24 protein-coding genes, 2 tRNA genes and 1 pseudogene are annotated in these 25765 nt (G+C 66.4%); 10 read left to right on the top strand and 17 right to left on the bottom strand.

What is annotated here, in order from left to right:
- On the top strand, positions 1–1425 hold a 1425-nt coding region (locus BDO18943_RS39140; RefSeq protein ID WP_175026360.1), incomplete at its 5' end, for an NAD(P)H-hydrate dehydratase.
- Between the two features lie 111 nt (positions 1426–1536).
- Positions 1537–3159: a glucose-6-phosphate isomerase gene (pgi, locus tag BDO18943_RS39145; protein WP_175026361.1), complete on the top strand. Its 1623-nt coding sequence runs from the start codon at positions 1537–1539 to the stop codon at positions 3157–3159.
- A 60-nt stretch (positions 3160–3219) separates the two neighbouring features.
- Here the strand turns inward: pgi and BDO18943_RS39150 are convergent, their stop codons facing one another.
- Positions 3220–3933 carry an ABC transporter ATP-binding protein gene (locus tag BDO18943_RS39150; protein WP_175026362.1) on the bottom strand — a complete coding sequence of 238 codons (714 nt, stop codon included), beginning with the start codon at positions 3931–3933 and terminating at the stop codon, positions 3220–3222.
- Between BDO18943_RS39150 and BDO18943_RS39155 the strand changes: the two genes are divergently transcribed.
- Entirely contained in the window at positions 3932–4603 is a 672-nt protein-coding gene (locus BDO18943_RS39155; RefSeq protein ID WP_175026363.1) for an arylesterase, read from the top strand. The two genes, BDO18943_RS39150 and BDO18943_RS39155, sit on opposite strands and share 2 nt — an antisense overlap.
- Positions 4604–4674: 71 nt before the next feature.
- Here BDO18943_RS39155 and BDO18943_RS39160 read toward each other — a convergent pair whose 3' ends face one another.
- The 7 genes from BDO18943_RS39160 to tig all read right to left on the bottom strand — a co-directional run bounded on the left by BDO18943_RS39160 (position 4675) and on the right by tig (position 13334).
- Positions 4675–6609, bottom strand: coding sequence for a SurA N-terminal domain-containing protein (locus BDO18943_RS39160; protein ID WP_175026364.1), 1935 nt, complete (start codon positions 6607–6609; stop codon positions 4675–4677).
- A 147-nt stretch (positions 6610–6756) separates the two neighbouring features.
- Positions 6757–6833, bottom strand: a tRNA-Asp gene (locus BDO18943_RS39165).
- Positions 6834–6856: 23 nt separating this feature from the next.
- A tRNA-Val gene (locus tag BDO18943_RS39170) sits at positions 6857–6932 on the bottom strand.
- Positions 6933–7136: 204 nt separating this feature from the next.
- Complete coding sequence (gene lon, locus BDO18943_RS39175) at positions 7137–9560, bottom strand: endopeptidase La (protein ID WP_011352361.1); 2424 nt, start codon at positions 9558–9560, stop codon at positions 7137–7139.
- A gap of 197 nt (positions 9561–9757) precedes the next feature.
- A complete protein-coding gene (clpX, locus tag BDO18943_RS39180) occupies positions 9758–11029 on the bottom strand; it encodes an ATP-dependent Clp protease ATP-binding subunit ClpX (protein ID WP_043188067.1) in 1272 nt (423 codons plus the stop codon).
- Between the two features lie 164 nt (positions 11030–11193).
- Complete coding sequence (gene clpP / locus BDO18943_RS39185) at positions 11194–11847, bottom strand: ATP-dependent Clp endopeptidase proteolytic subunit ClpP (RefSeq protein ID WP_010092137.1); 654 nt, start codon at positions 11845–11847, stop codon at positions 11194–11196.
- Between the two features lie 140 nt (positions 11848–11987).
- Positions 11988–13334, bottom strand: coding sequence for a trigger factor (gene tig, locus BDO18943_RS39190; protein WP_043188061.1), 1347 nt, complete (start codon positions 13332–13334; stop codon positions 11988–11990).
- Between the two features lie 389 nt (positions 13335–13723).
- On the opposite strand from tig, the gene BDO18943_RS39195 reads away from it, so the two are divergent.
- Together BDO18943_RS39195 and BDO18943_RS39200 are read left to right on the top strand one after the other, a co-directional pair.
- On the top strand, positions 13724–14869 hold the full coding sequence (locus BDO18943_RS39195; protein ID WP_175026365.1) for a glycerate kinase: 1146 nt from the start codon (positions 13724–13726) through the stop codon (positions 14867–14869).
- A 62-nt stretch (positions 14870–14931) separates the two neighbouring features.
- Complete coding sequence (locus BDO18943_RS39200) at positions 14932–15381, top strand: MarR family winged helix-turn-helix transcriptional regulator (protein WP_043188058.1); 450 nt, start codon at positions 14932–14934, stop codon at positions 15379–15381.
- A gap of 170 nt (positions 15382–15551) precedes the next feature.
- Here BDO18943_RS39200 and BDO18943_RS39205 read toward each other — a convergent pair whose 3' ends face one another.
- Positions 15552–16550, bottom strand: a complete 999-nt coding sequence (locus BDO18943_RS39205) for a 2-dehydropantoate 2-reductase (protein ID WP_175026366.1) — start codon at positions 16548–16550, stop codon at positions 15552–15554.
- Between the two features lie 99 nt (positions 16551–16649).
- Complete coding sequence (locus BDO18943_RS39210; RefSeq protein WP_175026367.1) at positions 16650–17795, bottom strand: helix-turn-helix transcriptional regulator; 1146 nt, start codon at positions 17793–17795, stop codon at positions 16650–16652.
- Between the two features lie 302 nt (positions 17796–18097).
- Between BDO18943_RS39210 and BDO18943_RS39215 the strand changes: the two genes are divergently transcribed.
- The 4 genes from BDO18943_RS39215 to BDO18943_RS39230 all read left to right on the top strand — a co-directional run bounded on the left by BDO18943_RS39215 (position 18098) and on the right by BDO18943_RS39230 (position 21846).
- Positions 18098–19144 (top strand): porin, encoded by a 1047-nt coding sequence (locus BDO18943_RS39215; RefSeq protein WP_175026368.1) that lies wholly within the window; start codon positions 18098–18100, stop codon positions 19142–19144.
- Positions 19145–19165: 21 nt separating this feature from the next.
- Positions 19166–20374 (top strand): MFS transporter, encoded by a 1209-nt coding sequence (locus tag BDO18943_RS39220; protein WP_175026369.1) that lies wholly within the window; start codon positions 19166–19168, stop codon positions 20372–20374.
- 16 nt (positions 20375–20390) lie between these two features.
- Positions 20391–21500 carry a class II histone deacetylase gene (locus BDO18943_RS39225; protein ID WP_175026370.1) on the top strand — a complete coding sequence of 370 codons (1110 nt, stop codon included), beginning with the start codon at positions 20391–20393 and terminating at the stop codon, positions 21498–21500.
- Positions 21501–21615: 115 nt separating this feature from the next.
- Positions 21616–21846: a hypothetical protein gene (locus BDO18943_RS39230; protein WP_175026371.1), complete on the top strand. Its 231-nt coding sequence runs from the start codon at positions 21616–21618 to the stop codon at positions 21844–21846.
- Positions 21847–22252: 406 nt separating this feature from the next.
- Here the strand turns inward: BDO18943_RS39230 and BDO18943_RS39235 are convergent, their stop codons facing one another.
- A complete protein-coding gene (locus BDO18943_RS39235) occupies positions 22253–22903 on the bottom strand; it encodes an SOS response-associated peptidase (RefSeq protein ID WP_175026372.1) in 651 nt (216 codons plus the stop codon).
- Between the two features lie 80 nt (positions 22904–22983).
- Between BDO18943_RS39235 and BDO18943_RS39240 the strand changes: the two genes are divergently transcribed.
- Positions 22984–23361 carry a hypothetical protein gene (locus BDO18943_RS39240; RefSeq protein ID WP_175026373.1) on the top strand — a complete coding sequence of 126 codons (378 nt, stop codon included), beginning with the start codon at positions 22984–22986 and terminating at the stop codon, positions 23359–23361.
- Between the two features lie 25 nt (positions 23362–23386).
- Here BDO18943_RS39240 and BDO18943_RS39245 read toward each other — a convergent pair whose 3' ends face one another.
- The 6 genes and pseudogenes from BDO18943_RS39245 to BDO18943_RS39270 form a co-directional block, all read right to left on the bottom strand.
- Positions 23387–23632 carry a hypothetical protein gene (locus tag BDO18943_RS39245; RefSeq protein WP_235996303.1) on the bottom strand — a complete coding sequence of 82 codons (246 nt, stop codon included), beginning with the start codon at positions 23630–23632 and terminating at the stop codon, positions 23387–23389.
- Positions 23601–23903, bottom strand: coding sequence for a hypothetical protein (locus BDO18943_RS39250; RefSeq protein WP_175026374.1), 303 nt, complete (start codon positions 23901–23903; stop codon positions 23601–23603). Before BDO18943_RS39250 ends, BDO18943_RS39245 begins: the two co-directional genes overlap by 32 nt.
- Positions 23900–24571, bottom strand: a complete 672-nt coding sequence (locus tag BDO18943_RS39255; protein ID WP_235996304.1) for a lysozyme — start codon at positions 24569–24571, stop codon at positions 23900–23902. Before BDO18943_RS39255 ends, BDO18943_RS39250 begins: the two co-directional genes overlap by 4 nt.
- A 211-nt stretch (positions 24572–24782) precedes the next feature.
- Positions 24783–25076, bottom strand: coding sequence for a DUF7940 domain-containing protein (locus BDO18943_RS39260; RefSeq protein WP_175026376.1), 294 nt, complete (start codon positions 25074–25076; stop codon positions 24783–24785).
- Positions 25061–25372, bottom strand: coding sequence for a hypothetical protein (locus tag BDO18943_RS39265; protein ID WP_175026377.1), 312 nt, complete (start codon positions 25370–25372; stop codon positions 25061–25063). The genes BDO18943_RS39260 and BDO18943_RS39265 overlap by 16 nt, the downstream gene beginning before the upstream one ends.
- Positions 25373–25444: 72 nt before the next feature.
- Positions 25445–25765: pseudogene (locus BDO18943_RS39270) on the bottom strand (glycosyl hydrolase family 28-related protein); the annotation flags it as partial.

A 25765-nucleotide genomic window follows, 5' to 3' on the forward strand; every position in this document is an offset into this window, starting at 1 on the left:
GCCGGCGCCGCCGCCGCGCGCTGGCTGTCCGAGCGCGCGGCCGGCAACGACCGCCCCGTCTGGTTCGCGGTCGGCCCGGGCAACAACGGCGGCGACGCGCTGGTTGCCGCCGCGCACCTCCAGCAGCTTGGCGTCGCGACGCAGGCGTGGATGCCGGTGCCGGTGAAGCCGGACGACGCGCAATGGGCACTCGGCCTCGCGCGCGCAGCCGGCGTGCCGCTGTCGGCCACGCCACCGGCTTCGCTGGACGACTATGCGTGGATCGTCGACGGGCTGTTCGGCATCGGTCTCGGCCGCGCGCTCGACGGTGCATTCGCCGAGCAGGCGGCGCGCATCGCCGCGCACGCGCGCAGCGGCGGCCACGTCCTCGCGCTCGATGTGCCGAGCGGACTCGACAGCGATACGGGCCAGATCGTCGGCGCGGGCGTCGCCGTCGCCGCCACCCACACGCTCACCTTCATCGGCGCGAAGCCCGGCCTCTATACCGGCGAAGGCCGGGATCTCGCCGGCGAGATCGACGTCGCGACGCTCGACGTCGCACCGCCCGCCGCGCCGGCCATCGTGCTGAACGCGCCCGCGCGGTTCGCCGCCGCCCTGCCCGCGCGCGCGTTCGCGTCCCACAAGGGCACGTTCGGCAGCCTCGCAGTGCTCGGTGGCGACACGGGCATGTGCGGCGCGCCGATCCTGGCCGCCCGCGCCGCGCTGTTCGCGGGCGCCGGCAAGGTGCACGTCGGTTTCCTCGGCGCCGGCGCGCCGCCGTACGACCCACCGTTCCCCGAACTGATGCTGCACCCGGCCGACGGCCTCGATCTCGACGCGATGACCGCGATCGCAGCCGGCTGCGGCCTGGGCACGCGCGAAGCCGCGGCGACGCTCGTGCGCGACGTGCTCGCGCACGACGCCGCGACGCTGCTCGATGCCGACGCGCTGAACCTCGTCGCGACGCATGCGGATCTCGCGGCCGCGGTGGCCACGCACGATGTGCGCGGCGATCCGTGCGTGCTGACGCCTCATCCGCTCGAGGCCGCGCGGCTGCTCGGCAGCGACACGGCAACGGTCCAGCGCGACCGCGTCGCGGCCGCGCAGGCGCTCGCCGCGCGCCATGCCGCCATCGTCGTGCTGAAAGGCTCGGGCACGGTGATTGCGGCGCCCGACGGCCGCGTGGCGATCAATCCGACCGGCAATGCGGCGCTCGCCACCGGCGGCACGGGCGATGTGCTCGGCGGCCTGATCGGCGCGTTGCTCGCGCAGCGCGTCGCGCCGTACGAAGCGGCGCTCGCGGGCGTCTACCTGCACGGCCTCGCGGCCGACACGCTGACCGCAAACGGCACGGGCCCGGCCGGACTCACGGCCGGCGAACTCGCGCCGATGGTGCGCACGCTGATCAATCGCCTTTTTTACCCGTCGCCGCGCGCCGACACATAACGCCGCTATACTGACTGCCCCGCCGCACGGCGGGCCCTCTCGTCCGCCGGCCTTCCGATCACGATGAGCCGGCGCGGCATTCCTCCCGATTCACGCTTCACTCGAACCGCCATGACGCTGAAATCGCTCCCCGCCTGGACTGCCCTTCAATCCCACTTCGAGCAGATCCGCCACGCCCGGCTGCGCGACTGGTTCGCACCGGAAAACGATCGCACGCCGACCCGTGCCGAACGCTTCACGCTCGCGGGCGGCGGCCTCGCAGCCGATTTCTCGAAGAACCGCATCAACGACGACACGCTGCGCCTGCTCGTGCAACTCGCGCGCGATGCGGGCGTCGAAGCGCGCCGCGACGCGATGTTCGCGGGCGAAATCGTCAACCCGACCGAGGGCCGTGCCGCGCTGCACACCGCGCTGCGTGCGACCGATCCGCAAGCGCCGTTCCATGCACAGATCAGCGCCGAGCGCGCAAAGATGGCGACCTTCGCGCGCGCCGTGCGCAGCGGCACGTGGACGGGCTACACCGGCAAGCGCATCCGCCACGTGATCAACATCGGCATCGGCGGCTCCGATCTCGGGCCGAAGATGGTCGTGCATGCGCTGCACCACGTCGCCACGCCTGAAATCTCCACGCATTTCGTGTCGAACGTCGACGGCGCCGATCTCGCACGCGTGCTCGAACAGGTCGACCCCGAGGAAACGCTCGCGATCATCGTGTCGAAGACCTTCACGACGCTCGAGACGATGACGAACGCACGCTCGCTGCGCGACTGGTTCGTCGCGCGCGGCTGCCCCGAGGACGCGCTCGCGAAGCATTTCGTCGGCGTGTCGGCGAACCCGGCCGAAGTCGTGAAGTTCGGCATCGCCGCGGACAACGTGTTCGAAATGTGGGACTGGGTCGGCGGCCGCTATTCGCTGTGGTCGGCGGTCGGCCTGTCGATCATGATCGCGATCGGCCCCGAGCAGTTCGACGAGCTGCTGGCCGGCGCGAACGACATGGACCGCCATTTCCGCGAAGCGCCGCTGGAGCGCAACCTGCCCGTGCTGCTCGGCCTGATCGGCATCTGGTACCGGAATTTCTTTGGGTCGCAGAGCTATCTCGTCGCGCCGTATTCGGAAGCGCTGCACTACCTGCCGTCGTACCTGCAGCAGCTCGAAATGGAGAGCAACGGCAAATCCGCGCGCCTGGACGGCACCTTCGTCGATTACCCGACGTCGGCCGTCACGTGGGGCGAGCCTGGCACCAACGGCCAGCATGCGTTCTTCCAGATGCTGCACCAGGGGCCGACGATCGTGCCGATCGACTTCATCGCGGTGCTGACCCCCGAGCATCCGCTCGCGAGCCATCATCCGAAGCTGCTGGCAAACTGCTTCGCGCAGAGCGAGGCGCTGATGCTCGGCCGCACGCTCGACGAAGCGCGCCAGGTCGCGGGGCCGGGCAAGGAAGCGCTCGCGCCGCACCTGACGTTCCCGGGCAACCGCCCGACGACGACGCTGCTCGTCGATGCGCTGACGCCGCGCACGCTCGGCGCGCTGATCGCACTGTACGAACACAAGGTGCTCGTGCAGGCAACGGTGTGGGACATCAATCCGTTCGACCAGTGGGGCGTCGAGCTCGGCAAGATTCTCGGCAAGGTGGTGGAAGCCGACCTGTCGGCCGAGTCGGTCGATCCGGCGAAGCACGACTCGTCGACCACCGCGCTGATCGAGCGCGCCCGCGCGGCGCTGAAACGCTGACGCAACGGCGTCATGCCGATGCCGGCCGCGCAGCCCTGCCTGCGCGGCCCGCCAAAAAATTCAGGCGCCGCGCGGCGCGGCTTGCGGTGCGACGATGCGCCCGGCGTCGAGCGTCACCGTCGTCGCGCAGCGGCGCGCGAGTTCGGCATCGTGCGTGACGAGCACGAGCGTGGCGCCGTGCGTGCGGTTGAGTTCGAACATCAGGTCGATGACCGCATGGCCGGTGGCCGCATCGAGGCTGCCGGTCGGCTCGTCGGCGAACAGGATCGCCGGGCGCGTGACGAATGCGCGCGCAAGCGCGACGCGCTGCTGCTCGCCCCCGGACAACAGCTTCGGATAATGCGCGGTGCGTTCGCCGAGACCGACCTGCACGAGCAGCGCCCGGGCACGATCGGCTGCGTCGCGCGCGCTGATGCCACCCTGCAGCTCGAGCGGCAGCATCACGTTCTCGAGCGCCGTCAGGTGCGGCATCAACTGGAACGACTGGAACACGAACCCGACTGAGCCATTGCGCAGCGCGGCGCGCGCATCTTCGTCGAGCTGGTCGAGCGCACGACCGAGCAGGCGAACCGTGCCGCTCGTCGCGCTGTCCAACCCCGCAAGCAGGCCGAGCAGCGTCGATTTGCCCGACCCCGACGCGCCGACGATCGCGAGGCTGCTGCCCGGTGTCACGGCAAGCGTGATGCCGTCGAGGATCGTCAACTCGCCCGTTGCATCGGCAACCCGCTTGCACACGTCATGGACTTCGATGATCGGATCGGTAATCTTGAACATGGACACGACATTTCGCTGGAAAAGACGCGCGGCGGTCGCCGCGCTGCTGGGCACCCTGCTCGCCGCCACCGTGCCGGCACGCGCCGCGACGACACCCGCGACATCGGGCCAGCCCGTGATCGTCGTGCTCGGCGACAGCCTGTCGGCCGAATACGGGCTGCCGCGCGACACCGGCTGGGTGGCGTTGCTGCGGCAACGGCTCACGACCGAGCGAATCGATTATAGCGTTGCGAACGCCAGCGTCAGCGGCGACACCACGAGCGGCGGCCGTGCGCGCCTGCCCGCGGTGCTGCAGCGACTCAGGCCGTCGATCGTTGTCGTCGAGCTCGGTTCGAACGATGCGCTGCGCGGCGTGCCGCTCGCGACGACCGAGCAGAACCTGCGCGACATCATCGCCGGCGCGCGACAGGCGCGGGCGAAGGTCGTGCTGGTCGGCATGTACGTGCCGCCCAACTACGGCCCCGACTACACGCAGAAGTTCCACGCCGTCTATACGCGGCTATCGAAGGATCTCGACGTGCCGCTCGTGCCGTTCCTGCTGGCCGGCATCGAGAACAAGCCCGAGATGTTCCAGGCCGACCAGATGCACCCTGCACAGCAAGCGCAGGGCATTCTGCTCGACAACGTGTGGCCGACGCTGAAACCACTGCTTGGCAAGCCGCGCGGCTGACGCCACAGCCGTCGCTGGAAAACAAAAAGCCCCGCATGAAGCGGGGCTTTTTGTTGCGTGCGAAACGACTATCAGTTGTCGCCGTTCTGCGACTGGCTGGCCGTCGAGCCGTACAGCTTCACCTTCGAGCGATCGCGCAGCGCGGTGAGATACGCTTCGCCTTCGCTCTGTGCGTCGACCTGCGCCATCTGCTGCTGCGCGGCCGCCAGTTGCTGCGGATCGACCGCCGAACCCGGGATGACCGCGTTCACGCGGTAGATCGCATAGCCGTCCGCGCCGAGATCGACACCGACGTAGGCCGGCAGCGTCTTCGCGTCGACCTTGTACACGGCGCTCAGCGCAGCCGGCGTCAGGCCCTGCGACTGCGTGCGCGACACCTTCTGCGCGGCCGCGAACCCGTCGGTCGACTTCGACTTCTGCAGTTCGGCGAGCTTCGCCGCACCGTCCTTCTTCGCGAGTTCCGCGGCCTGCTCGGCGACGACCTTCTGACGCACGACGTCCTTGATCGCGTCCAGCGCGGGCACGGCAGCCGGCTTGTAGTCGGTCACGCGCGCCGAGATCAGCGTGTTGTTGCCGACGTCGATCGCCTGCGTGTTGTTCTGGCTCTTCACCGAGTCGGTGGCGAACACGGCGGCGAGGAACTTCGGATTGTTCAGCGGGCTCGTCGGCGGCAGTTGCGGATTCGGCGTCGGCGTGACGGTAGCCGTCTGGATCGTCAGCTTGTACTTGTCCGCTGCCGGCTGCAGCGTCTTCGCCTTTTCGTAGACGGTGGACGTGAACCCTTCCGAGTTATCCGTGAACGCCTTCGATGCGTACTGCTGCTTCAGGTCGGCTGCGATCTGATCCTTCACGTCCGCGAACGGCTTGACGGCCGCCGGCTTCACTTCCGTGGCCTTCAGGATGTGGAAGCCCAGATCCGACTGCACGACACCGCTCACGTCGCCCTGCTTGAGCGCGAACGCGGCATCGTCGAACGCCTTGCCGCCCGCCGTGGAGCCGGGCGTGATGAAGCCGAGGTCGCCGCCCTTCGCGGCCGACGGTGCGTCCTGCGAGCTCTTCTGCGCGATCTGCGCGAACTGGTCCGGATGCGCCTTCACGTCGGCCAGCAGTTGCTCGGCCTTCGTCTTCGCGGCCGCCTTGTCGGCCGCGCTGGCGCTGCCCGCTGCGGCGATGAAGATGTGGCTCACGCGAACCTGCGCTTCGGTGCGGAAGTGCGTCGGGTTGTCGTCGTAGAACTTCTTGATGTCCGCGTCGGTCGGCTGCGCGCTCGCAGCCGCTGCGGCCGGCGAATAGACGAGGTACTGGATCGTCGCGGTCTCCGGCGTCGCGAAGCTCTGCTTGTGCGCGTCATAGTACGCGGTGAGCTGTGCGTCGGTCGGCTGGACCTTCGCTGCGAAGTCGCTCGTCTTCAGCACGAGCGGCTGCACTTCGCGCTGCTGCGCGGCGAGTTCGGACAGGCGTTGCGCGAGGCTCTTCGGCGTGAACGCGCTCGACACGATGCTGGCCGGAATCTGCTGCAGCGAGAGGCTGTAGCGCACGCGCTCCTGATACTGCTCGGGCGTCATCCCCTGGAACGACAGCAGTTGCGCATAGCGCTCGACGTCGATCGAACCGTCGGGCTTCTTCAGCGACGCGATCATCGGGTCGCTCATCAGCGCATCGCGCACGGCGTTGTCGGATGCGGTCAGGTGCAGACGTTGGGTCTCGTCGGCCAGCACGCGCTGCTGGATCAGGCCGTCGAGCACCTGCTTGCGGTGCTCGGGCGTATCGAACATCTTGATGTCGAACTGCCCGCCGAGTGCCTGGCGCGCCTGGTCGATCTGCTGGCGGAACGCGCCGTCGAATTCGACCCGCGTGATCTTGTGCCCGTTGACTGCCGCGACGTTCGCGCTATCGTCGAAGAAGCCGCGGAAGCCTTGGATCCCGACGAAACCCAGCCCCGGCAACACGATCAGGAGCAGGAGCGCCATCATCAGGCGCTGGTGATTACGGAAGAAATCGAGCATGCGTGACGGGAAAATTGGACAAAACGACCGATATTACAACATACGGGGTGGGACGGGAGAAAAGCAGACGTGCTGTGGGCGAGTACGACGCGACAACCGGACGCACAAAACGAAAATGCCCGCACAAGGCGGGCACTTTCGTTTGTTTGGCGGAGCGGACGGGACTCGAACCCGCGACCCCCGGCGTGACAGGCCGGTATTCTAACCGACTGAACTACCGCTCCTTGGTCTGGCTGAATCAGGAAACTGGTGGGTGCTGAGGGGTTCGAACCCCCGACCTACGCCTTGTAAGGGCGCCGCTCTACCAGCTGAGCTAAGCACCCGTTTCCGATTCGTTCTGGCTGCGATCTGCGTTTCGGCATCAACAACCAGCGAGCCCGCAAGTTTAATTCATCCCCGATCATTTTGCAAAGCCCTGACGTGAATTTTTTAAACGCTCGCGTACACGATTCCGACACACATAAAAAAACCCGCGGCCACGCCGCGGGTTTCGTGAACAACCGTCAGGAAGGACGGTGCCCAAATGCTTAGTGCTTGACGAATTCCGTCGAGCCGGCATCCTTCGCCGCATCGGCGACCGGTGCCGCCGCCTTCGCCTCTTCTTCCGGCGGCAGCGGGGTCGGCGAACGCTCGAGCGCGAGTTCCAGTACCTTGTCGATCCAGCGGACCGGCACGATCTCGATCGCGTTCTTCACGTTGTCCGGAATCTCGGCGAGATCCTTCACGTTCTCTTCCGGGATCAGCACGAGCTTGATGCCACCGCGATGCGCTGCGAGCAGCTTCTCCTTCAGGCCACCGATCGGCAGGACTTCACCACGCAGCGTGATTTCGCCCGTCATCGCGACATCGGCGCGCACGGGGATACCCGTCAGCACCGACACCAGCGCGGTCGTCATCGCACCGCCGGCGGACGGACCGTCCTTCGGCGTCGCGCCTTCCGGCACGTGGATGTGGATGTCCTGCTTCTCGAACGCTTCGTCCTTGATGCCGAGACGACGCGAACGCGAGCGCACGACCGAACGTGCCGCCTCGACCGACTCCTTCATCACGTCGCCGAGCGAACCGGTACGGATCACGTTGCCCTTGCCCGGCATCACCGCGGCTTCGATCGTCAGCAGATCGCCACCGACTTCCGTCCACGCGAGGCCCGTCACCTGACCGACCTGGTTTTCCTTCGCCGCGAGGCCGAAGTCGTACTTGCGCACGCCGAGGAACGTATCGAGGTTTTCGCCATCGACCTTGATCGCGCCCGATGCCTTCTTCAGCAGCAGCATCTTCACGACCTTGCGGCAAATCTTCGACACTTCACGCTCGAGCGAACGCACACCGGCTTCGCGCGTGTAGTAGCGGATGATGTCGCGGATCGCCTGTTCGGTGACCTCGATCTCGCCTTCCTTCAGCCCGTTGTTCTTCTTCTGCTTCGGCAGCAGGTAACGCTGGGCGATGCTGACCTTCTCGTCTTCCGTGTAACCCGACAGACGGATCACTTCCATCCGGTCGAGCAGCGGCGGCGGGATGTTCAGCGAATTCGACGTCGCGACGAACATCACGTCCGACAGGTCGAAGTCGACCTCGATGTAGTGGTCGGCGAACGTGTGGTTCTGTTCCGGATCGAGCACTTCGAGCAGCGCCGACGACGGATCGCCGCGGAAATCCATGCCCATCTTGTCGACTTCGTCGAGCAGGAAGAGCGGATTGCGCACGCCGACCTTCGTGAGGCTCTGCAGGATCTTGCCCGGCATCGAACCGATGTACGTACGACGGTGACCACGGATCTCGGCTTCGTCACGCACGCCGCCGAGCGCCATCCGGACGAACTTGCGGTTCGTCGCACGGGCGATCGACTGGCCGAGCGAGGTCTTGCCGACGCCCGGGGGCCCGACGAGGCACAGGATCGGTGCCTTGACCTTGTCGACGCGCTGTTGCACCGCGAGATACTCGAGGATGCGTTCCTTGACCTTCTCGAGGCCGAAGTGATCCTCGTCGAGCACCTGCTCGGCGTTCGACAGGTCGTTGTTGACCTTGCTCTTCTTGCGCCACGGCAGGCCGATCAGCGTATCGATGTAGTTGCGCACGACCGTCGCTTCCGCCGACATCGGCGACATCAGCTTCAGCTTCTTCAGCTCGGCGTCGGCCTTCTTCTTCGCTTCCTTCGGCATGCGCGCGGCGTTGATGCGCTTCTCGAGTTCCTCGAGATCGGCACCCTCTTCGCCTTCGCCCAGTTCCTTCTGGATCGCCTTGACCTGTTCGTTCAGGTAGTACTCGCGCTGGCTCTTTTCCATCTGGCGCTTCACGCGCCCGCGGATGCGCTTTTCGACCTGCAGGATGTCGATTTCGGCTTCGAGCTGCGCGAGCAGGTGCTCGAGGCGCTCGATGACCGGGAACATCTCGAGGATGTGCTGCTTCTGGTCGAGTTTCAGCGGCAGGCGCTCGGCGATCATGTCGGCGAGACGGCCTGCTTCGTCGATGCCCGACAGCGACGTGAGGATCTCCGGCGGGATCTTCTTGTTCAGCTTCACGTACTGGTCGAACTGCGACACGATCGCACGGCGCAGCGCTTCCGTTTCAGCGCTGTCGGCATGATCGGGCTCGAGCGGCATTACTTCGCAGGAGAATTGCGTTTCCTGCTCTTCGATCGACAACGCCTTCGCGCGCTGCAAGCCCTCGACGAGCACCTTCACGGTGCCGTCCGGCAGCTTCAGCATCTGCAGGATGTTGGCGATACAACCGACCTCGTACATGTCCTTTTCGGTCGGTTCGTCCTTGGCCGCGGTTTTCTGGGCGACGAGCATGATGTGCTTGCCGCCTTCCATCGCTGCTTCGAGGGCCTTGATCGATTTCGGCCGGCCCACGAAGAGCGGAATCACCATGTGCGGGAAAACGACGACATCCCGCAGCGGCAGCAGCGGGAGCGTGATGCGTTCCGGCGGGAGAAGTTGGGTGCCTGACATTTCATTTCCCCATGAGTGGAATCAATTGTTCGGTAATTGAGGCCGCCACAACGAATTGCAAGCCTTCAAGTGCGGGAAATATTCGGTAAGAAAGTAACCACCGCGTGTCGAGTCAGAGTTACCCACAAGATAAACGAAAAAAAGCCGCCCACGGTCTCATGAACGGCCTTTTTCGCAGAACATCGTCGGCAAGCCGGTCAGTTCGAACCCGCCACCTTCGGCGCGTCCTCGTAGATCAGCAAAGGCTTGCCGTCGCCTTCGATGACGTTCTCGTCGATGATGACTTTGCTGACCCCTTTCATCGTCGGCAGTTCGTACATCACGTCGAGCAACGCTTGTTCGATGATCGAACGCAAACCGCGCGCGCCGGTCTTGCGGCGGATCGCCTTGCGGGCGACTGCCTGCAGTGCGCCCGGCCGGATCTCCAGCTCGACGCGCTCCATCGCGAACAGCTTGTGATACTGCTTGACGAGCGCGTTCTTCGGCTCGACCAGGATCTTCATCAGCGCAGCTTCGTCGAGCTTGCCGAGCGTCGCGACCACCGGCAGGCGGCCAATCAATTCGGGGATCAGACCGAATTTGATCAGGTCTTCCGGTTCCGTTTCGCGCAGCACTTCGCCCGCGTCGCGTTCCTGCTTGCTCTTGACCGTCGCGCCGAAGCCGATGCCGGTTTTCTCGGTACGATCGGTGATCACCTTTTCGAGACCGTCGAATGCACCGCCGCAGATGAACAGGATGTTGGTCGTATCGACCTGGATGAAATCCTGGTTCGGATGCTTGCGGCCACCCTGCGGCGGCACCGACGCCATCGTGCCCTCGACGAGCTTCAGCAGCGCCTGCTGGACGCCCTCGCCCGACACGTCGCGCGTGATCGACGGGTTGTCCGACTTGCGGCTGATCTTGTCGATTTCGTCGATGTAGACGATCCCGCGCTGAGCCTTGTCGACCTCGTAGTTGCAGTTCTGCAACAGCTTCTGGATGATGTTCTCGACATCCTCGCCGACATAGCCGGCTTCGGTCAGCGTCGTCGCATCGGCGATCACGAACGGCACGTTCAGCAACCGCGCGAGCGTCTGCGCGAGCAGCGTCTTGCCGGAACCCGTCGGGCCGATCAGCAGGATGTTGCTCTTCGACAGCTCGACGTCGTCCTTCTTGTCGAGATGCTTCAGGCGCTTGTAGTGGTTGTACACGGCCACCGCGAGGATCTTCTTCGCGCGCTCCTGGCCGATCACGTACTGATCGAGGATGTCGCGAATTTCCTGCGGGCTCGGCAGATCCGACCGGGACAGGCTGGCCTCGACGCCGGCGGCAGCCGCCTCGTCGCGAATGATCTCGTTGCAAAGGTCGATACATTCATCGCAGATGAACACCGACGGGCCAGCGATGAGTTTTTTCACCTCATGCTGGCTCTTTCCGCAAAACGAGCAATACAACAGCTTCTCGCTGTTCGAACCTTTTTTGTCCGCCATGAATGTAGAGCCTCCGGACAGGTAGATGACATGATACGCCGAATGCTCCGAGCGCCGCGCCTAGGGCGCGACCGGAGCCGGCTGGATGCGCTTGCCGCAGATGCTCAGGGCGTTCGGGACGTCGCAGGGGCGCCGCACGAATCGGGGCGGCACCCCACTTAAGCTCACGGGCGCTTCAGCAGCACCTGATCGATCAGCCCGTACGCCTTCGCATCCTCGCTCGACATGAAGTTATCACGGTCGGTGTCGCGCGCGATGCGCTCGACGTCCTGGCCCGTGTGCTGCGCGAGCAACTGATTCAGCCGCTCCTTCAGGTAGAGGATTTCGCGTGCCTGGATCTCGATGTCGGATGCCTGGCCGCGTGCGCCGCCGAGCGGCTGGTGAATCATCACGCGCGAGTTCGGCAGCGCGAAACGCTTGCCCTTCGCACCCGACGCGAGCAGGAACGCGCCCATGCTGGCCGCGAGGCCCATGCACAGCGTCGACACGTCCGGCTTGATGAACTGCATCGTGTCGTAGATCGCCATGCCGGCCGACACCGACCCGCCCGGGCTGTTGATGTACAGGCTGATGTCCTTGTCGGGATTCTCGCTCTCGAGGAACAGCAGCTGCGCAACCACGAGGTTGGCGGTCTGGTCGTTCACTTCGCCGACCATGAACACCAGGCGCTCCTTCAGGAGACGCGAGTAGATATCGTACGAACGCTCGCCGCGGCCGCTCGTTTCGACGACGATCGGCACCAGCCCCAGCGCTTGCGCCTCGAAACCCTGCGGCGCGTTCGAAGCAAGCATGTCCAGCAATTCAGCGCGAGTGATCATTCAATGAACCTTGTTCGAATGGAAAATTGAACGGAAGGAAGCCGCCCGCTCAATCGCCATATTAATGGCAACCGTGCGCTTGACGTAAAAACGGCGTGCGGGCCGTCGCTCCGACAGCCGGCACGCCGCTAGAGCAACACTTACGCTTGCGCCGATGCGCTCGCGAGTGCTTCGAAGCTCACTTCCTTGTCCGTCACCTTCGCCTTGCCCAGCACGAAATCGACGACGTTGCTTTCAACGACGAACGCTTCCATCTCGGCGAGGCGCTGCTGGTTCGAATAATACCAGCGGACCACTTCCTTCGGGTCTTCGTAGCTCTTCGCGAACTCGTCGACTTCCGCGCGGATCTGCTCCGGCTTCGCTTCCAGGCTGTTCGACTTCACGAGTTCGGCCAGCACGAGGCCGAGCTTCACGCGGCGCTCTGCCTGCTCGGCGAACATCTCGGCCGGGATCGGGGCGTCCTTCGCGTTCGGCACGCCGCGCTGCGCCAGATCCTGGCGAGCCATTTCGACGAGGCGTTGCTGGTCCTGCTCGATCAGCGCCTTCGGCACGTCGAGTTCGGAAATCTTCAGCAGCGCGTCCATCACCTGGTTCTTGACGATCGACTGCGTGCGGCGCTTCGCTTCACGCTCGAGGTTTTCCTTGATCTCGCCGCGCATCTTCGTGAGATCGCCGTCTTCGATGCCGAGCGACTTCGCGAATTCACCGTCGATTTCCGGCAGGTGCGGCCACTCGATCTTCTTCATCGTGACCGTGAATTGCGCCGTCTTACCCGCGACGTCCTTGCCGTGGTAATCCTCCGGGAATGCCAGGTCGAACGTGCGCGATTCGCCGTCCTTCAAGCCCAGCGCTGCCTTTTCGAATTCCGGCAGCATGCGGCCTTCGCCGAGCACGAACGGGAAATCTTCGGCCGTGCCGCCCTGGAAGGCGACGTCGTCGATCTTGCCGACGAAGTCGACCGTCACGCGGTCGCCGTCCTTGGCTGCGGTGTCTGCGCCGCCGTCGCCGTGCTCGCCGGCTTCGCCACGTGCGTGGTAGTGCACGCGCTGCTTGCGCAGGATGTCCAGCGTGCGGTCGATTTCGGCGTCGCCGATCGACGTCGTCGAGCGCTCGACTTCAGCCGTCGCCAGATCGCCGATCTTCACTTCCGGGTAGACCTCGAACGTCGCGTCGAACGCGTATGCACCTTCAGCCTGCTCCTGCTTCGGCTCGAAGCTCGGCTGGCCAGCGACGCGCAGGTTTTCCGCGCGGCTGATCGTGAAGAATTCCTGGCCGATCTTGTCGCTCAGCACTTCTGCTTCGACCTGACCCGCGTACTGTTGCGCGACCATCTTCACCGGCACCTTGCCCGGGCGGAAACCCGGCATGCGCACGGTCTTCGCGAGTTTCTGGATACGGGCGTCGATTTCCTTCTGCACGGTGTCTTTCGGCAGGGAAATCGTCACGCGGCGTTCAAGCTTGCCGAGGTTCTCAACAACGTTAGCCATGGCTTCAATCGTCCTAAAATTATTCGAGCGAATCGGGTTTTCCTTGCCGTGCCTGCCTGCGGCGGGATGTGCGTCACATCCACTCGCCGCGCCGGAGCGCCACGCCATCCCTGCACGCGCCGGATGGCTAGCGCAAGCGGCTCGGAGCACGGCTTTGGCCGGAAGAATCGACTATTCTAGCAAACAATTTTCCTCACGCCGCCAGATCAGCGCGACGCACATGCGTCTGCCCCGCATCGGCAGCCCTTTGCACGGCAATGCGCGCGGATCGCCGCTATGCCGAACGCCGTATCCACCACGGGCCCGCCATCCTGTAAGCTCCGATTGAAGGTATGCCGCCGTCGCGGCCGCATTCATTCCTCACACCAATCACGCCTTCCGGAGACACCATGCCGCAACACCCGTCCGCGCCTGTCGTCGTCATCGCGCCCGATTCGTTCAAAGGCTCGCTTTCCGCCGAGCAGGTCGCGGATGCGATCGCCACCGGCATCCGCCGCGCCCGCCCCGATGCGGTCGTGCGCTGCTGCCCGATGGCCGATGGCGGCGAAGGCACGCTCGACGCGATGCTGGCAGGCGGCGGTACGCGGCGCGCGCTGCGGGTGGCCGGCGCGTCGCTCGCGGCACACGACGCAGCGGTCGGCGTGATCGACGCGCGCACCGCGATCATCGAGACGGCCGAGATCGTCGGCATCACGGATCCGGTCGGCATGAGCGTGCCGGTCGACGCGCGCAGCACGCGCGGGATGGGCGAGGCGATCCGCACGCTGCTCGACGAAGGCGTGCGCCGCTTCTTCGTCGCACTCGGCGGCAGCAGCACCAACGACGCGGGCGCCGGGCTGCTCGCCGGCCTCGGCCTGCAGTGCTTCGACGCGGGCGGCCAGCCGGTCGAGCCGGTGCCGTCGCGGCTCGCCGACATCACGCGCATCGACGCGTCGGGGCTCGACCCGCGCCTGAAGGAAACGGAATTCATCGGCATGTCCGACGTCGACAACCCGCTGACGGGCGCGCACGGCGCGACCGCCGTGTTCGGCCCGCAAAAGGGCGTGACACCCGAGCAGGTTGCGACCCTCGACGCCGCCCTCGCCCGCTTCGCCAACCTGCTCGAAGCCGTGCTCGACCGCCGTGGCCGCGACCTGCCGGGCGCCGGTGCCGCGGGTGGCCTCGGTTTCGCGCTGCATATGCTCGGCGCGCAATTCGAAGCGGGCGCCGAAGTGGTCGCGCGGCAGGTCGGCCTCGACGCGGCGCTCGCCGGCGCCGACTGGCTGATCACCGGCGAAGGCCGCTCCGACGTGCAGACGCTGCATGGCAAAGCGCCGTTCATCGCGTGCCGCCACGCGCAGGCCGCGGGCGTGCCCGCGTCGCTGTTATCCGGCGCGGTCGACCCGGCCGCGCTGCCGCGCCTGTCCGAACATTTTTCCGGCTGCTTCTCGCCGGCTCCCGGGCCGATCACGCTCGACGTCGCGATCCGCGACGCGGCCAATCTGCTCGCGAACGAAGCGGAGCAATTGACGCGCCTGAAATACGGCGCACACTGACCGTTGACCCGAGCGCGCGATACAGGAACAATCGGGCCCGCCCTTTTTCTTCAGGATTCGACATGAAAGGCCGTCAAGCCGGGCTCGATCAGTTTCTGACCTATCGCCTCCACGCGCTCACGAAGCGCTCCGACCGCGGGATCGGCGAGGTGTACCGGCACAAGCTCGACATCTCGCTGCCCGAGGCGCGCGTGATCGCCGCCGTCGGCGCCTTCGGCCCGTTCTCGATCATGGATCTCGCGCGCCACACCAATCTCGACAAAAGCCAGGCGAGCCGGGCGGCCGAGGCGCTGCTGCGCCAGGGGCTGCTTGCGCGCAGTGCGAGCGAGGAGGACGGCCGGATCGTGCTGATCGCGCTGACCGCCGACGGCCGCGCGCTGCATCGCAAGATCATGCCGATCGTGCGCAAGTGGAACGACGGCTTGCTCGCGTGCCTGTCCGACAGCGAACGCCAGACGTTCGAGCGGCTGCTCGACAAGGTCGTCGCACACGCAACCGAGCGGGACGACTGAGCGGCAACGCGGGCACGGCGCCCGCTGCATTGATCCGATGAATTCGACGGGCCGCCCCGGTCGCCTCACCCGCGACGCGGGCGGCCCGCTTTGCGTCACGCGTTGCGTACGGCTAGCGGCCCGCAGCGCCTCGCCTCACCAGCGTTGCGCATGCAGGCGCCCGGCACGCGTTACAGCCCGCTGTTCGTCGCGCGCTGCCGGAGCAGCCCGAGTACCGCGTCGCAATACGGAGTCGGCACGCCGAGCTTGCGTCCGAGCTCCGGAAACACGCCGAGGATCGGCCCGATCTCGAGCGCACGCCCCGCTTCGAGATCCTGCAGCATCGACGTCTTGAACGCACCGAGCTTGCGCGTGACCGCGATCCGCTCGGGCCCGCTCATCCCGGTCGACAGGCCGAGCCTCGCGCCGATCGCGGCGGCCTCCTCCATCATCCGCAGCGCGAGATCCTGCGTGAACGGATCGTCGAGCAACTGCTCGGACGTCGACCCCGTCAGCGCGCTGAGCGGATTCATGTTCATGTTGCCCCACAGCTTCGTCCAGATCTCGGCCCGGATCGCGGGTGTCGACTCGACGTCGAAACCGCCCGCCGCGAGCGCCGCAGCGAAGCGCGCAGTAGCGACGTCGAGTCGCGCATCGGGCGCCCCGACGATCAGCCGGTTGCCGCGCCCGCGGCGCACGATGCCCGGCGCGTCGGTACTCGACGACAGGTGCACGACACACCCGATCGCCTGTGCTGGCGGCAACGCCGCCGACACGGCACCGGCCGGATCGACCGCATCGAGCGGCACGCCGTCGAGCGCGCCTTCGAGCCCGTGCGTGAACCACCACGGCAGCCCGTTCATCGCCGCGACGATCACCGTATCCGGCCCGACCAGCGGTGCAATGCGCGCGGCCAGCGCCGGCAGCGCCTGCGCCTTCAACGCGATCACCACGTAGTCCTGCACGCCGAGCGCAGCCACATCGTCGCTCGCTCGCACCGGAACCGACGATGTCGCGCCCGCCTCGTCGATCACGCGCACGCCGTGCGTGCTCAGCACGTCGAGCGTCGCGCCGCGTGCGTACGCGCTCACGGTCATGCCGGCCCGCGACAATGCAACCGCAAGCAACCCGCCGATCGCGCCGACCCCGACCACCGCCGCGCGCACCGACCCTGAATTCGTGTCGTTCATGATGGAATTCCGTCTCCTGGGAGCTGACGAGCATAACGCTCAATGGTTGCGGGCACAACCATTCACGCGAGTGCGCGGAACACGCAGCATTCGACCGATTCAGCGCGGCTCGCCGCCGGCTTCCACCGGCTCGTCGTCGGCCGCGCCGCCCGTCGCGCCGAGCACGCCGGCGATCTGGCTCTTGTCGTGCATGCCGAGCTTGCGATACGCGCAGCGCAGATAGTGGCGCACGGTCGTCGGCGAAATCGCCATCTGTTGCGCGACTTCCTTGTGCGAGCGCCCGGCGCCGTAGTAACGGATCGCCGCGAGCTCGCGCGGGCTCAGGCGGTCGAGCAGCGAGCGCGGTCGCGCCTCGATCTGGAACAGCCCCGCAACCGGCACGCACTGGATCCGCAGCGCATCGCCGACGAACGGCTGGCCCGACTGGCGCCGCAGGTGCACGACGAGCGGCTCCGGCACGCGCGCACCGGCCCATGCCGGCCATTCGGTGCGCAACACGTCGTCGAAACCGTGATCGGCGTGGTGGAGCACGCCGAAGTTGTCGCACAGTGCGCGCGCCGCCGGCGCGACCGTATCGCCGCGCTCGCGCGTGAGCTGTGCGGCGCGATTGATCGTCAATGCGGCCGCGAGATGCGGAATCACTTCCTCGATACGGCGTGCGTCGTCGTCGCTGAACGGCCGATTCAGGCCCTGGCGGTAGATCGACATGAACGTCGTCAGACCGAAACGGCGATCGAGCGTACACACGCACATCAGTTGCGCGAGCCCGTATTTCACGCACCAGTCGCGAAACCGGGCATCGAGCCCCGGTTCGACGACCGACAGCCGGACCGCATGGCCGTGTGCGCCGCGCAGCGTGCGGTGTGCGAGCGGGTCGCAATCGCGCACGCGCTTCCAGTCGCGGAAGAACGCGTGCGGCAGCCGGTACAGGAAGCTGTTGTGCATCACGGGGCCGGTCGACACATGGGTCGCGACGCCCGTCCATGCGGCATCGAACGGAATGAGCGCCTGCAGCAGCGAAAAGAACCGGTATTCGAATTCGCCGATGGCGGACCGGGCCGCAACCGCATACAGGTCGAGCAGCATCAGCCCGAGTTCACGCTGCGATGCGTCGCCGCGCGTGACGCCGTCGAAATCGGCGCGCCGTGATGGCAGCGGCGGCCAGGCGAAGTCGTCGAGCACGATCGCGGCCGGCACGTCGCGCAGCGCATCGAGATCCTGCCCGATATCCGTCGTGATCCTCACCTTCCGCTCCCTTGCCCGATCGGGCTGCTGATGTGCGCAACGACACCGGCCGATTATAGCGATCGGCTTTTTTGACGGGCCACGGCGCCGGAACGGGCGCCAGCCCCATCCATTTGAACGGTGCACCGCACGTTGCTGCTCCGCAGCACACCGCACCACGCCAGCGCGCCGCGTGCATGCCGCGCTTCGCGGGTTTTCCGCACCGTTCATCTGGACGACTGTTCGAAGGCTTTCCCGCTGCGGACACTGCGTCGCAACAACACCAACGACAAACCGATGCAGGACGGTATGGAGAACCCCACGTGACGAAACCCCGCTTCATCCACACGGCCGCAGCCGTCGCGACGCTTGCCGCGTGCAGCGTCGCCGCGCACGCGCAGTCGTCCCTCACGCTGTACGGTGCGCTCGACGCCGGCGTGCAATACCTGACGCATGCCGACGGGCACCACTCGGCCGTGCAGTTGCAGAACTACGGCATCCTGCCTTCGCAGATCGGGCTGAAGGGCCACGAGGATCTCGGCGGTGGCTGGCGTGCGCTGTTCAAGCTCGAGCAGGGCCTCAACCTCAACGACGGTACCTCAACCGTGCCCGGCTACGCGTTCTTCCGCGGCGCGTACGTCGGCATCGCGGGGCCCATCGGCACCATCACGCTCGGCCGACAGTTCAGCGTGCTGTTCGACAAGACGCTGTTCTACGACCCGCTCTGGTACGCGTCGTACAGCGGCCAGGGCGTCATCGTGCCGATGAACGCGAACTTCATCGACCACTCGGTCAAGTACCAGTCCCCGACGCTCGCCGGCTTCGATGTCGAGGCGCTCGCCGCGACATCCGGCGTCGCTGGCAATACGCGCGCCGGACGCGTGCTCGAACTCGGCGGCCAGTACACGAGCAACGGCCTGTCGGTCAGCGCGGTGCTGCATCAGGCGCACGGCGATGTATCAGCGGCCGACGACACGTCCGCGCGACGTCGCGAACTCGGCACGCTCGCCGCGCGCTATGCGTTTGCCGCGCTGCCGCTCACCGTCTACGCAGGCGTCGAACGCCTGACCGGCGACCTCGACGCGGCGCGCACGATCGTCTGGGGTGGTGCGCGCTACCAGATGTCGAGCGAGATCGGCCTGAATGCGGGTGTCTATCACACCGACTCGCGCACGCCTGCGATCGGCCACCCGACGCTGTTCATCGCGAGCACCACGTACGCGCTGTCGAAACGCACCGTCGCGTACGTGAATCTCGGCTACGCGCGCAACAGCGGCCAGAGTTCGCAGACCGTCTACGAATACGACCCAACGCCGCTCGCCGGCGCATCGCAGTTCGGCGCGATGGTCGGCATGTACCACCTGTTCTGAATCCCCACACGAGAGCCCGCCATGAAAACCCTTTCTCCGGATGCCGCACTCCCGCCCGACGGCCGCGCATCGACCTTCGCGCGCTCGACGCTCGTCGCGCTCGTCGTGTTCGCGGCCATCACGCCGCTGCTGCTGCTCGTGGCGCCCGCCGTCGCCGGCCAGCTCGCGACGCAGCTCGGGCTATCCGCATCGCAGATCGGTACCTACTTCTTCGTCGAGCTCGGCGCGTTCAGCCTCGCGACCGTGCCGTCATACCTGTGGCTCGGCCGGATCGACGCACGTCGCGTCGCCGCGTTCGCCATCGCGCTGTTCGGCGCGGGCAACCTGCTGACCGCGCTGTGGATGCCGGGCTTCGTCGCGCTGCTCGCACTACGTGCCGTCACCGCGCTCGGCGGCGGCTCGCTGATGGTGCTCTGCATGACGAGCGCCGCGACGAGCGAGAACAGCGATCGCGTGTACGGCCTGTGGGTCGTCGGCCAGTTGATCGCGGGCGCGATCGGCCTGTTCGTACTGCCGCATGTGTTCGCGGCGTTCGGGCTGCGTGCGCTGTACGTCGCGCTCGCCGTGCTCGCGCTGCTGGCGGCGCCGCTGTCGCGCGGCTTTCCGTCATCGCTGGGCGCGCGCACCGCACCCGCGCAAAACACGCGCGGCGCCGCGGCGCAAACACCGCAACGCTTCGTCGTGCTCGCGATCGGCGCGGTGCTGACGTTCTATCTCGCGATCGGCAGCGTGTGGACGTTCGCAAGCCGTGCCGCCAGCGATGCCGGACTCGATCCGCAGTCGACCGGCAACGTGCTCGCGATCGCGAGCGTGATGGGCATCGCCGGCGCGGCGCTCGCATCGTGCGCGGGGGGCCGGCTCGCGCGGCGCGCAATGCTGGCGGCCGGTTACGCGCTGCTGGCGGCCTCGCTCGTCGCGCTCGCCGTGATGCGGCACGCCGGCGGCTACAGCGCGGCGATCTTCGCGTTCAAGTTCGCGTGGACGTTCGTGCTGCCGTTCATCCTCGCGACCGTCGCGCAGATCGACACGTCGGGCCGCCTCGTGGCCACGCTCAACTTCGTGATCGGCGCCGGCCTCGCGGCCGGCCCGCTGCTCGCCGGACTGATGCTCGATGCCGGCGGCACGATGCGCGCGCTGTTCGCGGCCGCGACGGCCGTCGCGGTCGTGTCTTTCGCCGCGCTGCGCCACATCGATCGCCGCGCGCGCCCTTCCATTTCCTCCCAACCGTGACAGGTCACGTACATCCATGAATCGCACTGCCTTCTTCACCGACGAACGCACTTTCTGGCATACGGGCGGCACGCACGCGCTGTTCTTCCCGGTCGGCGGCTGGGTCCAGCCGCCGTCGAGCGCGGGCTACGCGGAATCGCCCGATTCGAAGCGCCGTTTCCTGTCGCTCGTGCAGGCCTCGGGTCTGGCCGCGCAGCTCGACCTGCGCGGCGCCGCGCCGGCATCGACCACCGATCTGCTGCGCATTCATCCCGCGCACTATCTCGACGCGTTCCGCGCACTCAGCGATGCGAACGGCGGCGACCTCGGCGATCTCGCGCCGTTCGGCAAGGGCAGCTACGAGATCGCCGCGCTGTCGGCCGGCCTCGCGATCGCGGCCGTCGATACGGTGCTCGGCGAGCGTGCGGCAAACGCATTCTCGCTCTCGCGGCCGCCCGGCCACCACTGCCTGCGCGATCGCCCGATGGGCTTCTGCCTGCTGGCGAACATCCCGATCGCGATCGAGGCCGCCCGTGCGAAACACGGCATCGAGCGCGTCGCGGTGATCGACTGGGACGTGCATCACGGCAACGGCACGCAATCGATCTACTACGACGATCCGGACACGCTGACGATCTCGTTGCACCAGGACCGCTGCTTCCCGCCGGGCTACAGCGGCGCGGACGATCGTGGCGAAGGCGCTGGCGTGGGCGCGAACCTGAACGTGCCGCTGCTCGCGGGCAGCGGTGACGATGCGTATCGCTACGCGTTCGAACGGATCGTGCTGCCAGCGCTGGAGCGTTTCCGGCCCGAGCTGATCGTCGTCGCGAGCGGCCTCGACGCGAGCGCGGTCGATCCGCTGGCGCGCATGCAGCTGCATACCGACAGCTACCGGTTCATGACGCGCGCAGTGAAGGAGGCCGCGCAGCGTCATTGCGGCGGGCGGCTCGTCGTCGTTCACGAAGGTGGGTATTCGGAAGCGTACGTCCCGTTTTGCGGGCTCGCGATCGTCGAGGAGCTGGCGGGCATTCGCACCGAGGTCGCCGATCCGATGCTCGACCTCGCGATCGCGCAGCAGCCAGGCGAGCGGTTCGCCACATTCCAGCGCGAACTGCTCGACGAACTGGCGGTGTCATTCGGGTTGTAGTGCGCGCGGGAAGACGCGACGGAGGGCTGGCCTGCGCCGGCCCTCTTGCGCGATCGGAGCGGATGGGGTTTCCTGTGCTTTTATCCCCGTTTCGGCGCGAAGCCGCACTCTTCCGATGAAATCGTCCCCGCACGATAACCATGACGATCCCAAGACGCGCCGCCAGCCTTCTAAGCTCGTCCTGAACATCGCCGCGGTGACGGTCGGCCTCATCACGTTCGCGATCGGCGCGGCGTGGGTGATCTATAGCTGGGTCGTCGATCGCGAAGCACAGTATTTCGCGATCCCGCTGGTGTTCTCGGTGCCGGTGATCGTGGCAGTCGCGATCCGGAGTTTCTGGGAATAGACGGGCCTGACATGACGAAGCGCGGCGGTCGGGTGACGTGCTGCGCTGGGTGTGGGGCTTGTTTCAGATGAGGCGGGAATCCCCGCGGTTAGCTCGCGGGCCGGGGCGCGTGCACGGATTGAGGACTGCGCCCTGATATCCAAGTGAACACGAAATTGTACGCGGCACGAATTTTCGTTCAGCGTCGTACAGACCCGCGTGCCGTGAAAAGCACCGGCAGCAACAAAAAAGCGCTGCGGTCAATCGACCGACAGCGCTTTTCGGTGAACGGCCCCTGACGGAGGCGCATTCGACTTCTGGTGCGTGAGGCCGGATTCAGAGCCCCTTATCTGGCGCGGCTTCCCGGTGATCGTGGGGGATTCGTGGGAACGCCCGTGATGTTCCCGCGTTAGGAATCGAACCCACGTTATGCGGCCTCTTTCGGCGACGCCGCGGCAACCATTTCATCGGCGGGATACAGCTGGAGCATCGCGCGCGCGGCGTCGACGTTCTTCGTGTGCAGCCACTCGTCATAGTCGTCGGGCCGCAGGATCACGACCGAGCGCTTTTCGTCGCCCGGCTTGTGCATGTGCTTCATCACCGGGTGCTCGTCAGCGTTCACGGTCAGCATCGACATCGCGAGCGTTTCCGTGCCGTCTGCGCCGCGCCACGCGCGCCAGATACCTGCGACGCAGTATGGCTGCCAGTCCCCGACTCCAATCCGATAGCGCACGTGCTTGCCGGTCTCCCAATTTGGTTCGTAGATCCATGCGGCCGGAATCAGGCACCGCTGTCCGGCGCGCCAGGCAGTCCGATACGCCGGCTTCTCGGCCACCGTCTCCGATCGCGCGTTGACGGTCATGAAGTGCTTTCCGGCCGGCTGGAACGCCTTCGGCATCATTCCGAAGTTCGCGACCACCGCCTCGGCGCCGTCGCCGCCCGCGCGCACGATGGGCGCTAGGTAGTCCGGGAAAATCTCCGGCTTCCACGGAAAGCGCCGGTACAGGTCGCTGAATGGCTGGATCTTCAGCTCGCGCAGCTCATAGTCCTCGTGCGGCGCGCGGTAATTTGTGCACATTCGGGCACCTTTTTAGGGGGTTGACGGTGGCATGATACCCCCGAGTACACTGTACAGCCATACAGTGCATTTTTCGTATCATGGAACCACTTTGGGAATATCAGTGGGAATTCGTGCAGTATCCGTACGAAGGCGCGCCGGTACACACTGGTTTCTGGATGACCGATGAGGAGGCGGAACATTGGGAACCCGGGAAGCACCATCGATCGCGCCGCTTGGACGAAACACGGCGAGACCGGAATGTGCAACCGAAGCCGCCGATCGGCCTCTTCCCGCCCACCGAAGCGCCGCCGAAGCGAAGCACCGCCGAGCGGCCGCTACCCGCCTTTCGGCACCCCGATTTGCAGGAGCTTCGACTATGGTGGATCGATCCCCGCAGTTGCACGTTTGATGAAATCCACCGGCTGATCTTGGAGGTCGTGCGCCTGCGGCGCCAGCTCGACGGAAATGGCAAGTAGCGACCGCTGCTCGGTGTGACCGGCGTTACTTGCCGAGCGGCTTCCAGCCGCACACCTTCGCGCCCGCCTGGTTGTGCGCGAGCACCGCACGGGCCGTCGCGTCCGACAGCACGTCCGTCTTGTCGAGGTAGATCGGCTTCGTCCAGTTGCACGCCGAGTCGACAACCTTCGTCCGCGTTTCGACCTGCGGCGCGCTCGGCGCCGGGCACGTCTTGCAGGCGGCCAGCAGCGCGAGCGCGCTAGCTGCCGCGAGTCCAGTCCTGAAGTTCATCATGCACCTCGCTTGCGGGCATGCCCGCGATCTGGGAATCCGCGCTCGTGCGCGCGGCGCCGGCATCGCTCGCCGCTGCCTGCGCGGCCGCGTTCGCCTGCGCGTCGGCGGTCTGCGCCTGGGCGACCTTCGCGTCGGCGGCCGCGCCCTGCGCTTTCGCTGCAGCGATATCGGCCTTCGCCTGCTGATGCCGGAACAGGCCGAAGAGGACGCCGGCGCCCGCGATCAGCCACGGGCCCAGCTTCAGCAGGAGGGGAAGAATTGCAGTCATGACGCGCTCCATTTGCCGGTCAGGAAGAGATCCCGCTCGGCCGCGCGCCGGCGCACGAGACCGGGCTGCACGACGCCACCGGCCTTGTTCCACGCTGGGAACTGGTCGGCGGTGCCCGCGAAGTCCTCGACGTTCAGGTGGCGCAGCATCGTCGACGGCTGGCCGTTGGCGAGCGTGACGATGCCGTCGCGCCCCTGATCGAGCGGCCCGAGCGTGCCCCGCCCGCGGCCCGGCCCGACGTTGTTCATGATGCTGGTCATCGCGGCCTTCTGCTGCGCCGACAGCGGCACGCGTGTCGCTCGATCGACGAGCGCGGCCGCGGCGCGCAGGTTCTCGTCGTGCCGCGCGTCGGCCTGTGCCTGAGTCCAGATCGTGCCCTCTCGCACGTCCGCGCCGGTCGAGCCCCACCCACACGTCCACGGTGCGCCGCTGAGCGCGCGCAGCACCGGATCGCTCGGGATCGGCATCCCGCCGAGCACCTTGTACCAGATGCCGCGCGTCTGCAGCGCCTTGCCAAGGGGCGACGCCGGATCGGGATAGGCGGTCAGGTAGCAGTTTTCGAAGTGCTGCGACAGGGGGCGGCAAAGCGGCAGCCACGCATCGAGGTCGGCGCCCACCGGCCCCGGAGTGCCTTGCGGCGCGGCGCTTTGCGGGACGGATGCTTGCATCGTAGGCACCGGCACGAGTGGAACGGTTTGCGGTACAGACGCGGCGCTTTCCGTTCCACTCGGCGTGGAAACCGCACCAGCAGGCGCGGAAGGTGGAACAGCGGCCGCCGGCGTCGGTACCGCGCCCGACGTGCTACTTGGCGAGATCGGCAGCGGCGCCGCGGTGGCGGCCGGCGTGCGGCCGAACAGCGCGAGAATCGCGCGTAACAGGTTACTGAGCGCCATCGCCGCCACCTTTCCCGAACAGCCCCTTGATGCTGCCGATCAGGCCGGCCTGGCTCACGATGCGCGCGGCGACCGTCAGGAGCACGCCGACGATCGGCACCCACTGTTGCCCGTGCTTCGGGAACAGCGACAGCAGCGACGGCGCGAGCTGCGGATACTGGTCGGCGAGCGGCGGGATCGCCGCCAGCAGGATCAGCATCAGCGCGCTCACGCGCACAGACCACCACTTACAGACCTGGTTCAGGTCATCGATCAGGATCTTCTTCACGGCTTGCTCCATCGGCGAGTTTCCGGGCGCGCACCCGCGCTGCTCACGAACAGTTGCTCGTTGAGGCGGTCGACCTTCGTATTCGTGTCCTTCACGCTTGCCTTGATCTCGTTCAACGAGTCGCGCATGTCCTGCTTCTGGTTCGCCGCGGCGATCTCGATCGCCGAGACGTGATCCTCGAGCTTCGACACGCGGCCGACGAGCGTGAAATATGCGACCGTCAGCGCGACTGCGGCACCGAGAACGCCGGTAACCAGCGTTTGAACGTTGACCTTCCAATCGAGCCATGACGGGTGTCCGTTCTGCATTCTTTTCCTCCCCTATTGATCGATGTGCGCGAGATTCGACACGACTGCGACGCGTGCGCCGTCCTTCATGACTCAATACCCCTCGACTTTGAAATTGAACGTCGCCGCTGAGCTGGACGAGCTCGAATTGATCGTCACCGCCGTGTTGGTCGCCGACGCTGAAAAAGACGCGGCGGCCGTCGTGGGCGTTGCCTGCACGCTGACGACTCCATGCGGAAACCCGGCCGCCGTATTGCCTTGATAGATGGGGAGCGTGAACGAACCACTGGTCGCGCCCGCTGGGATCGTGATCTGTCCGGCCTGCGTGATCTTTCCAGAGTTGTCGACCTGGACATATCCAACCGGGCTGGTCGTGTAATAGAACTGCCTCATCCCGGCCGGCGCATTGTCCTC

This window comes from Burkholderia aenigmatica (genome assembly GCF_902499175.1).
GTDB lineage: Bacteria > Pseudomonadota > Gammaproteobacteria > Burkholderiales > Burkholderiaceae > Burkholderia > Burkholderia aenigmatica.

Coding starts and splice junctions, on each gene's coding strand:
- lon (WP_011352361.1), bottom strand. CDS start 9,560: ATGTCAGGCACCCAACTTCTCCCGCCGGAACGCATCACGCTCCCGCTG.
- tig (WP_043188061.1), bottom strand. CDS start 13,334: ATGGCTAACGTTGTTGAGAACCTCGGCAAGCTTGAACGCCGCGTGACG.
- BDO18943_RS39225 (WP_175026370.1), top strand. CDS start 20,391: ATGAATCGCACTGCCTTCTTCACCGACGAACGCACTTTCTGGCATACG.
- BDO18943_RS39255 (WP_235996304.1), bottom strand. CDS start 24,571: ATGCAAGCATCCGTCCCGCAAAGCGCCGCGCCGCAAGGCACTCCGGGG.
- BDO18943_RS39195 (WP_175026365.1), top strand. CDS start 13,724: ATGCCGCAACACCCGTCCGCGCCTGTCGTCGTCATCGCGCCCGATTCG.
- BDO18943_RS39250 (WP_175026374.1), bottom strand. CDS start 23,903: ATGACTGCAATTCTTCCCCTCCTGCTGAAGCTGGGCCCGTGGCTGATC.
- BDO18943_RS39205 (WP_175026366.1), bottom strand. CDS start 16,550: ATGAACGACACGAATTCAGGGTCGGTGCGCGCGGCGGTGGTCGGGGTC.
- BDO18943_RS39200 (WP_043188058.1), top strand. CDS start 14,932: ATGAAAGGCCGTCAAGCCGGGCTCGATCAGTTTCTGACCTATCGCCTC.
- clpX (WP_043188067.1), bottom strand. CDS start 11,029: ATGGCGGACAAAAAAGGTTCGAACAGCGAGAAGCTGTTGTATTGCTCG.
- BDO18943_RS39240 (WP_175026373.1), top strand. CDS start 22,984: ATGGAACCACTTTGGGAATATCAGTGGGAATTCGTGCAGTATCCGTAC.
- BDO18943_RS39235 (WP_175026372.1), bottom strand. CDS start 22,903: ATGTGCACAAATTACCGCGCGCCGCACGAGGACTATGAGCTGCGCGAG.
- BDO18943_RS39150 (WP_175026362.1), bottom strand. CDS start 3,933: ATGTTCAAGATTACCGATCCGATCATCGAAGTCCATGACGTGTGCAAG.
- pgi (WP_175026361.1), top strand. CDS start 1,537: ATGACGCTGAAATCGCTCCCCGCCTGGACTGCCCTTCAATCCCACTTC.
- BDO18943_RS39160 (WP_175026364.1), bottom strand. CDS start 6,609: ATGCTCGATTTCTTCCGTAATCACCAGCGCCTGATGATGGCGCTCCTG.
- BDO18943_RS39245 (WP_235996303.1), bottom strand. CDS start 23,632: ATGAACTTCAGGACTGGACTCGCGGCAGCTAGCGCGCTCGCGCTGCTG.
- BDO18943_RS39230 (WP_175026371.1), top strand. CDS start 21,616: ATGAAATCGTCCCCGCACGATAACCATGACGATCCCAAGACGCGCCGC.
- BDO18943_RS39265 (WP_175026377.1), bottom strand. CDS start 25,372: ATGCAGAACGGACACCCGTCATGGCTCGATTGGAAGGTCAACGTTCAA.
- BDO18943_RS39220 (WP_175026369.1), top strand. CDS start 19,166: ATGAAAACCCTTTCTCCGGATGCCGCACTCCCGCCCGACGGCCGCGCA.
- clpP (WP_010092137.1), bottom strand. CDS start 11,847: ATGATCACTCGCGCTGAATTGCTGGACATGCTTGCTTCGAACGCGCCG.
- BDO18943_RS39260 (WP_175026376.1), bottom strand. CDS start 25,076: ATGGAGCAAGCCGTGAAGAAGATCCTGATCGATGACCTGAACCAGGTC.
- BDO18943_RS39155 (WP_175026363.1), top strand. CDS start 3,932: ATGGACACGACATTTCGCTGGAAAAGACGCGCGGCGGTCGCCGCGCTG.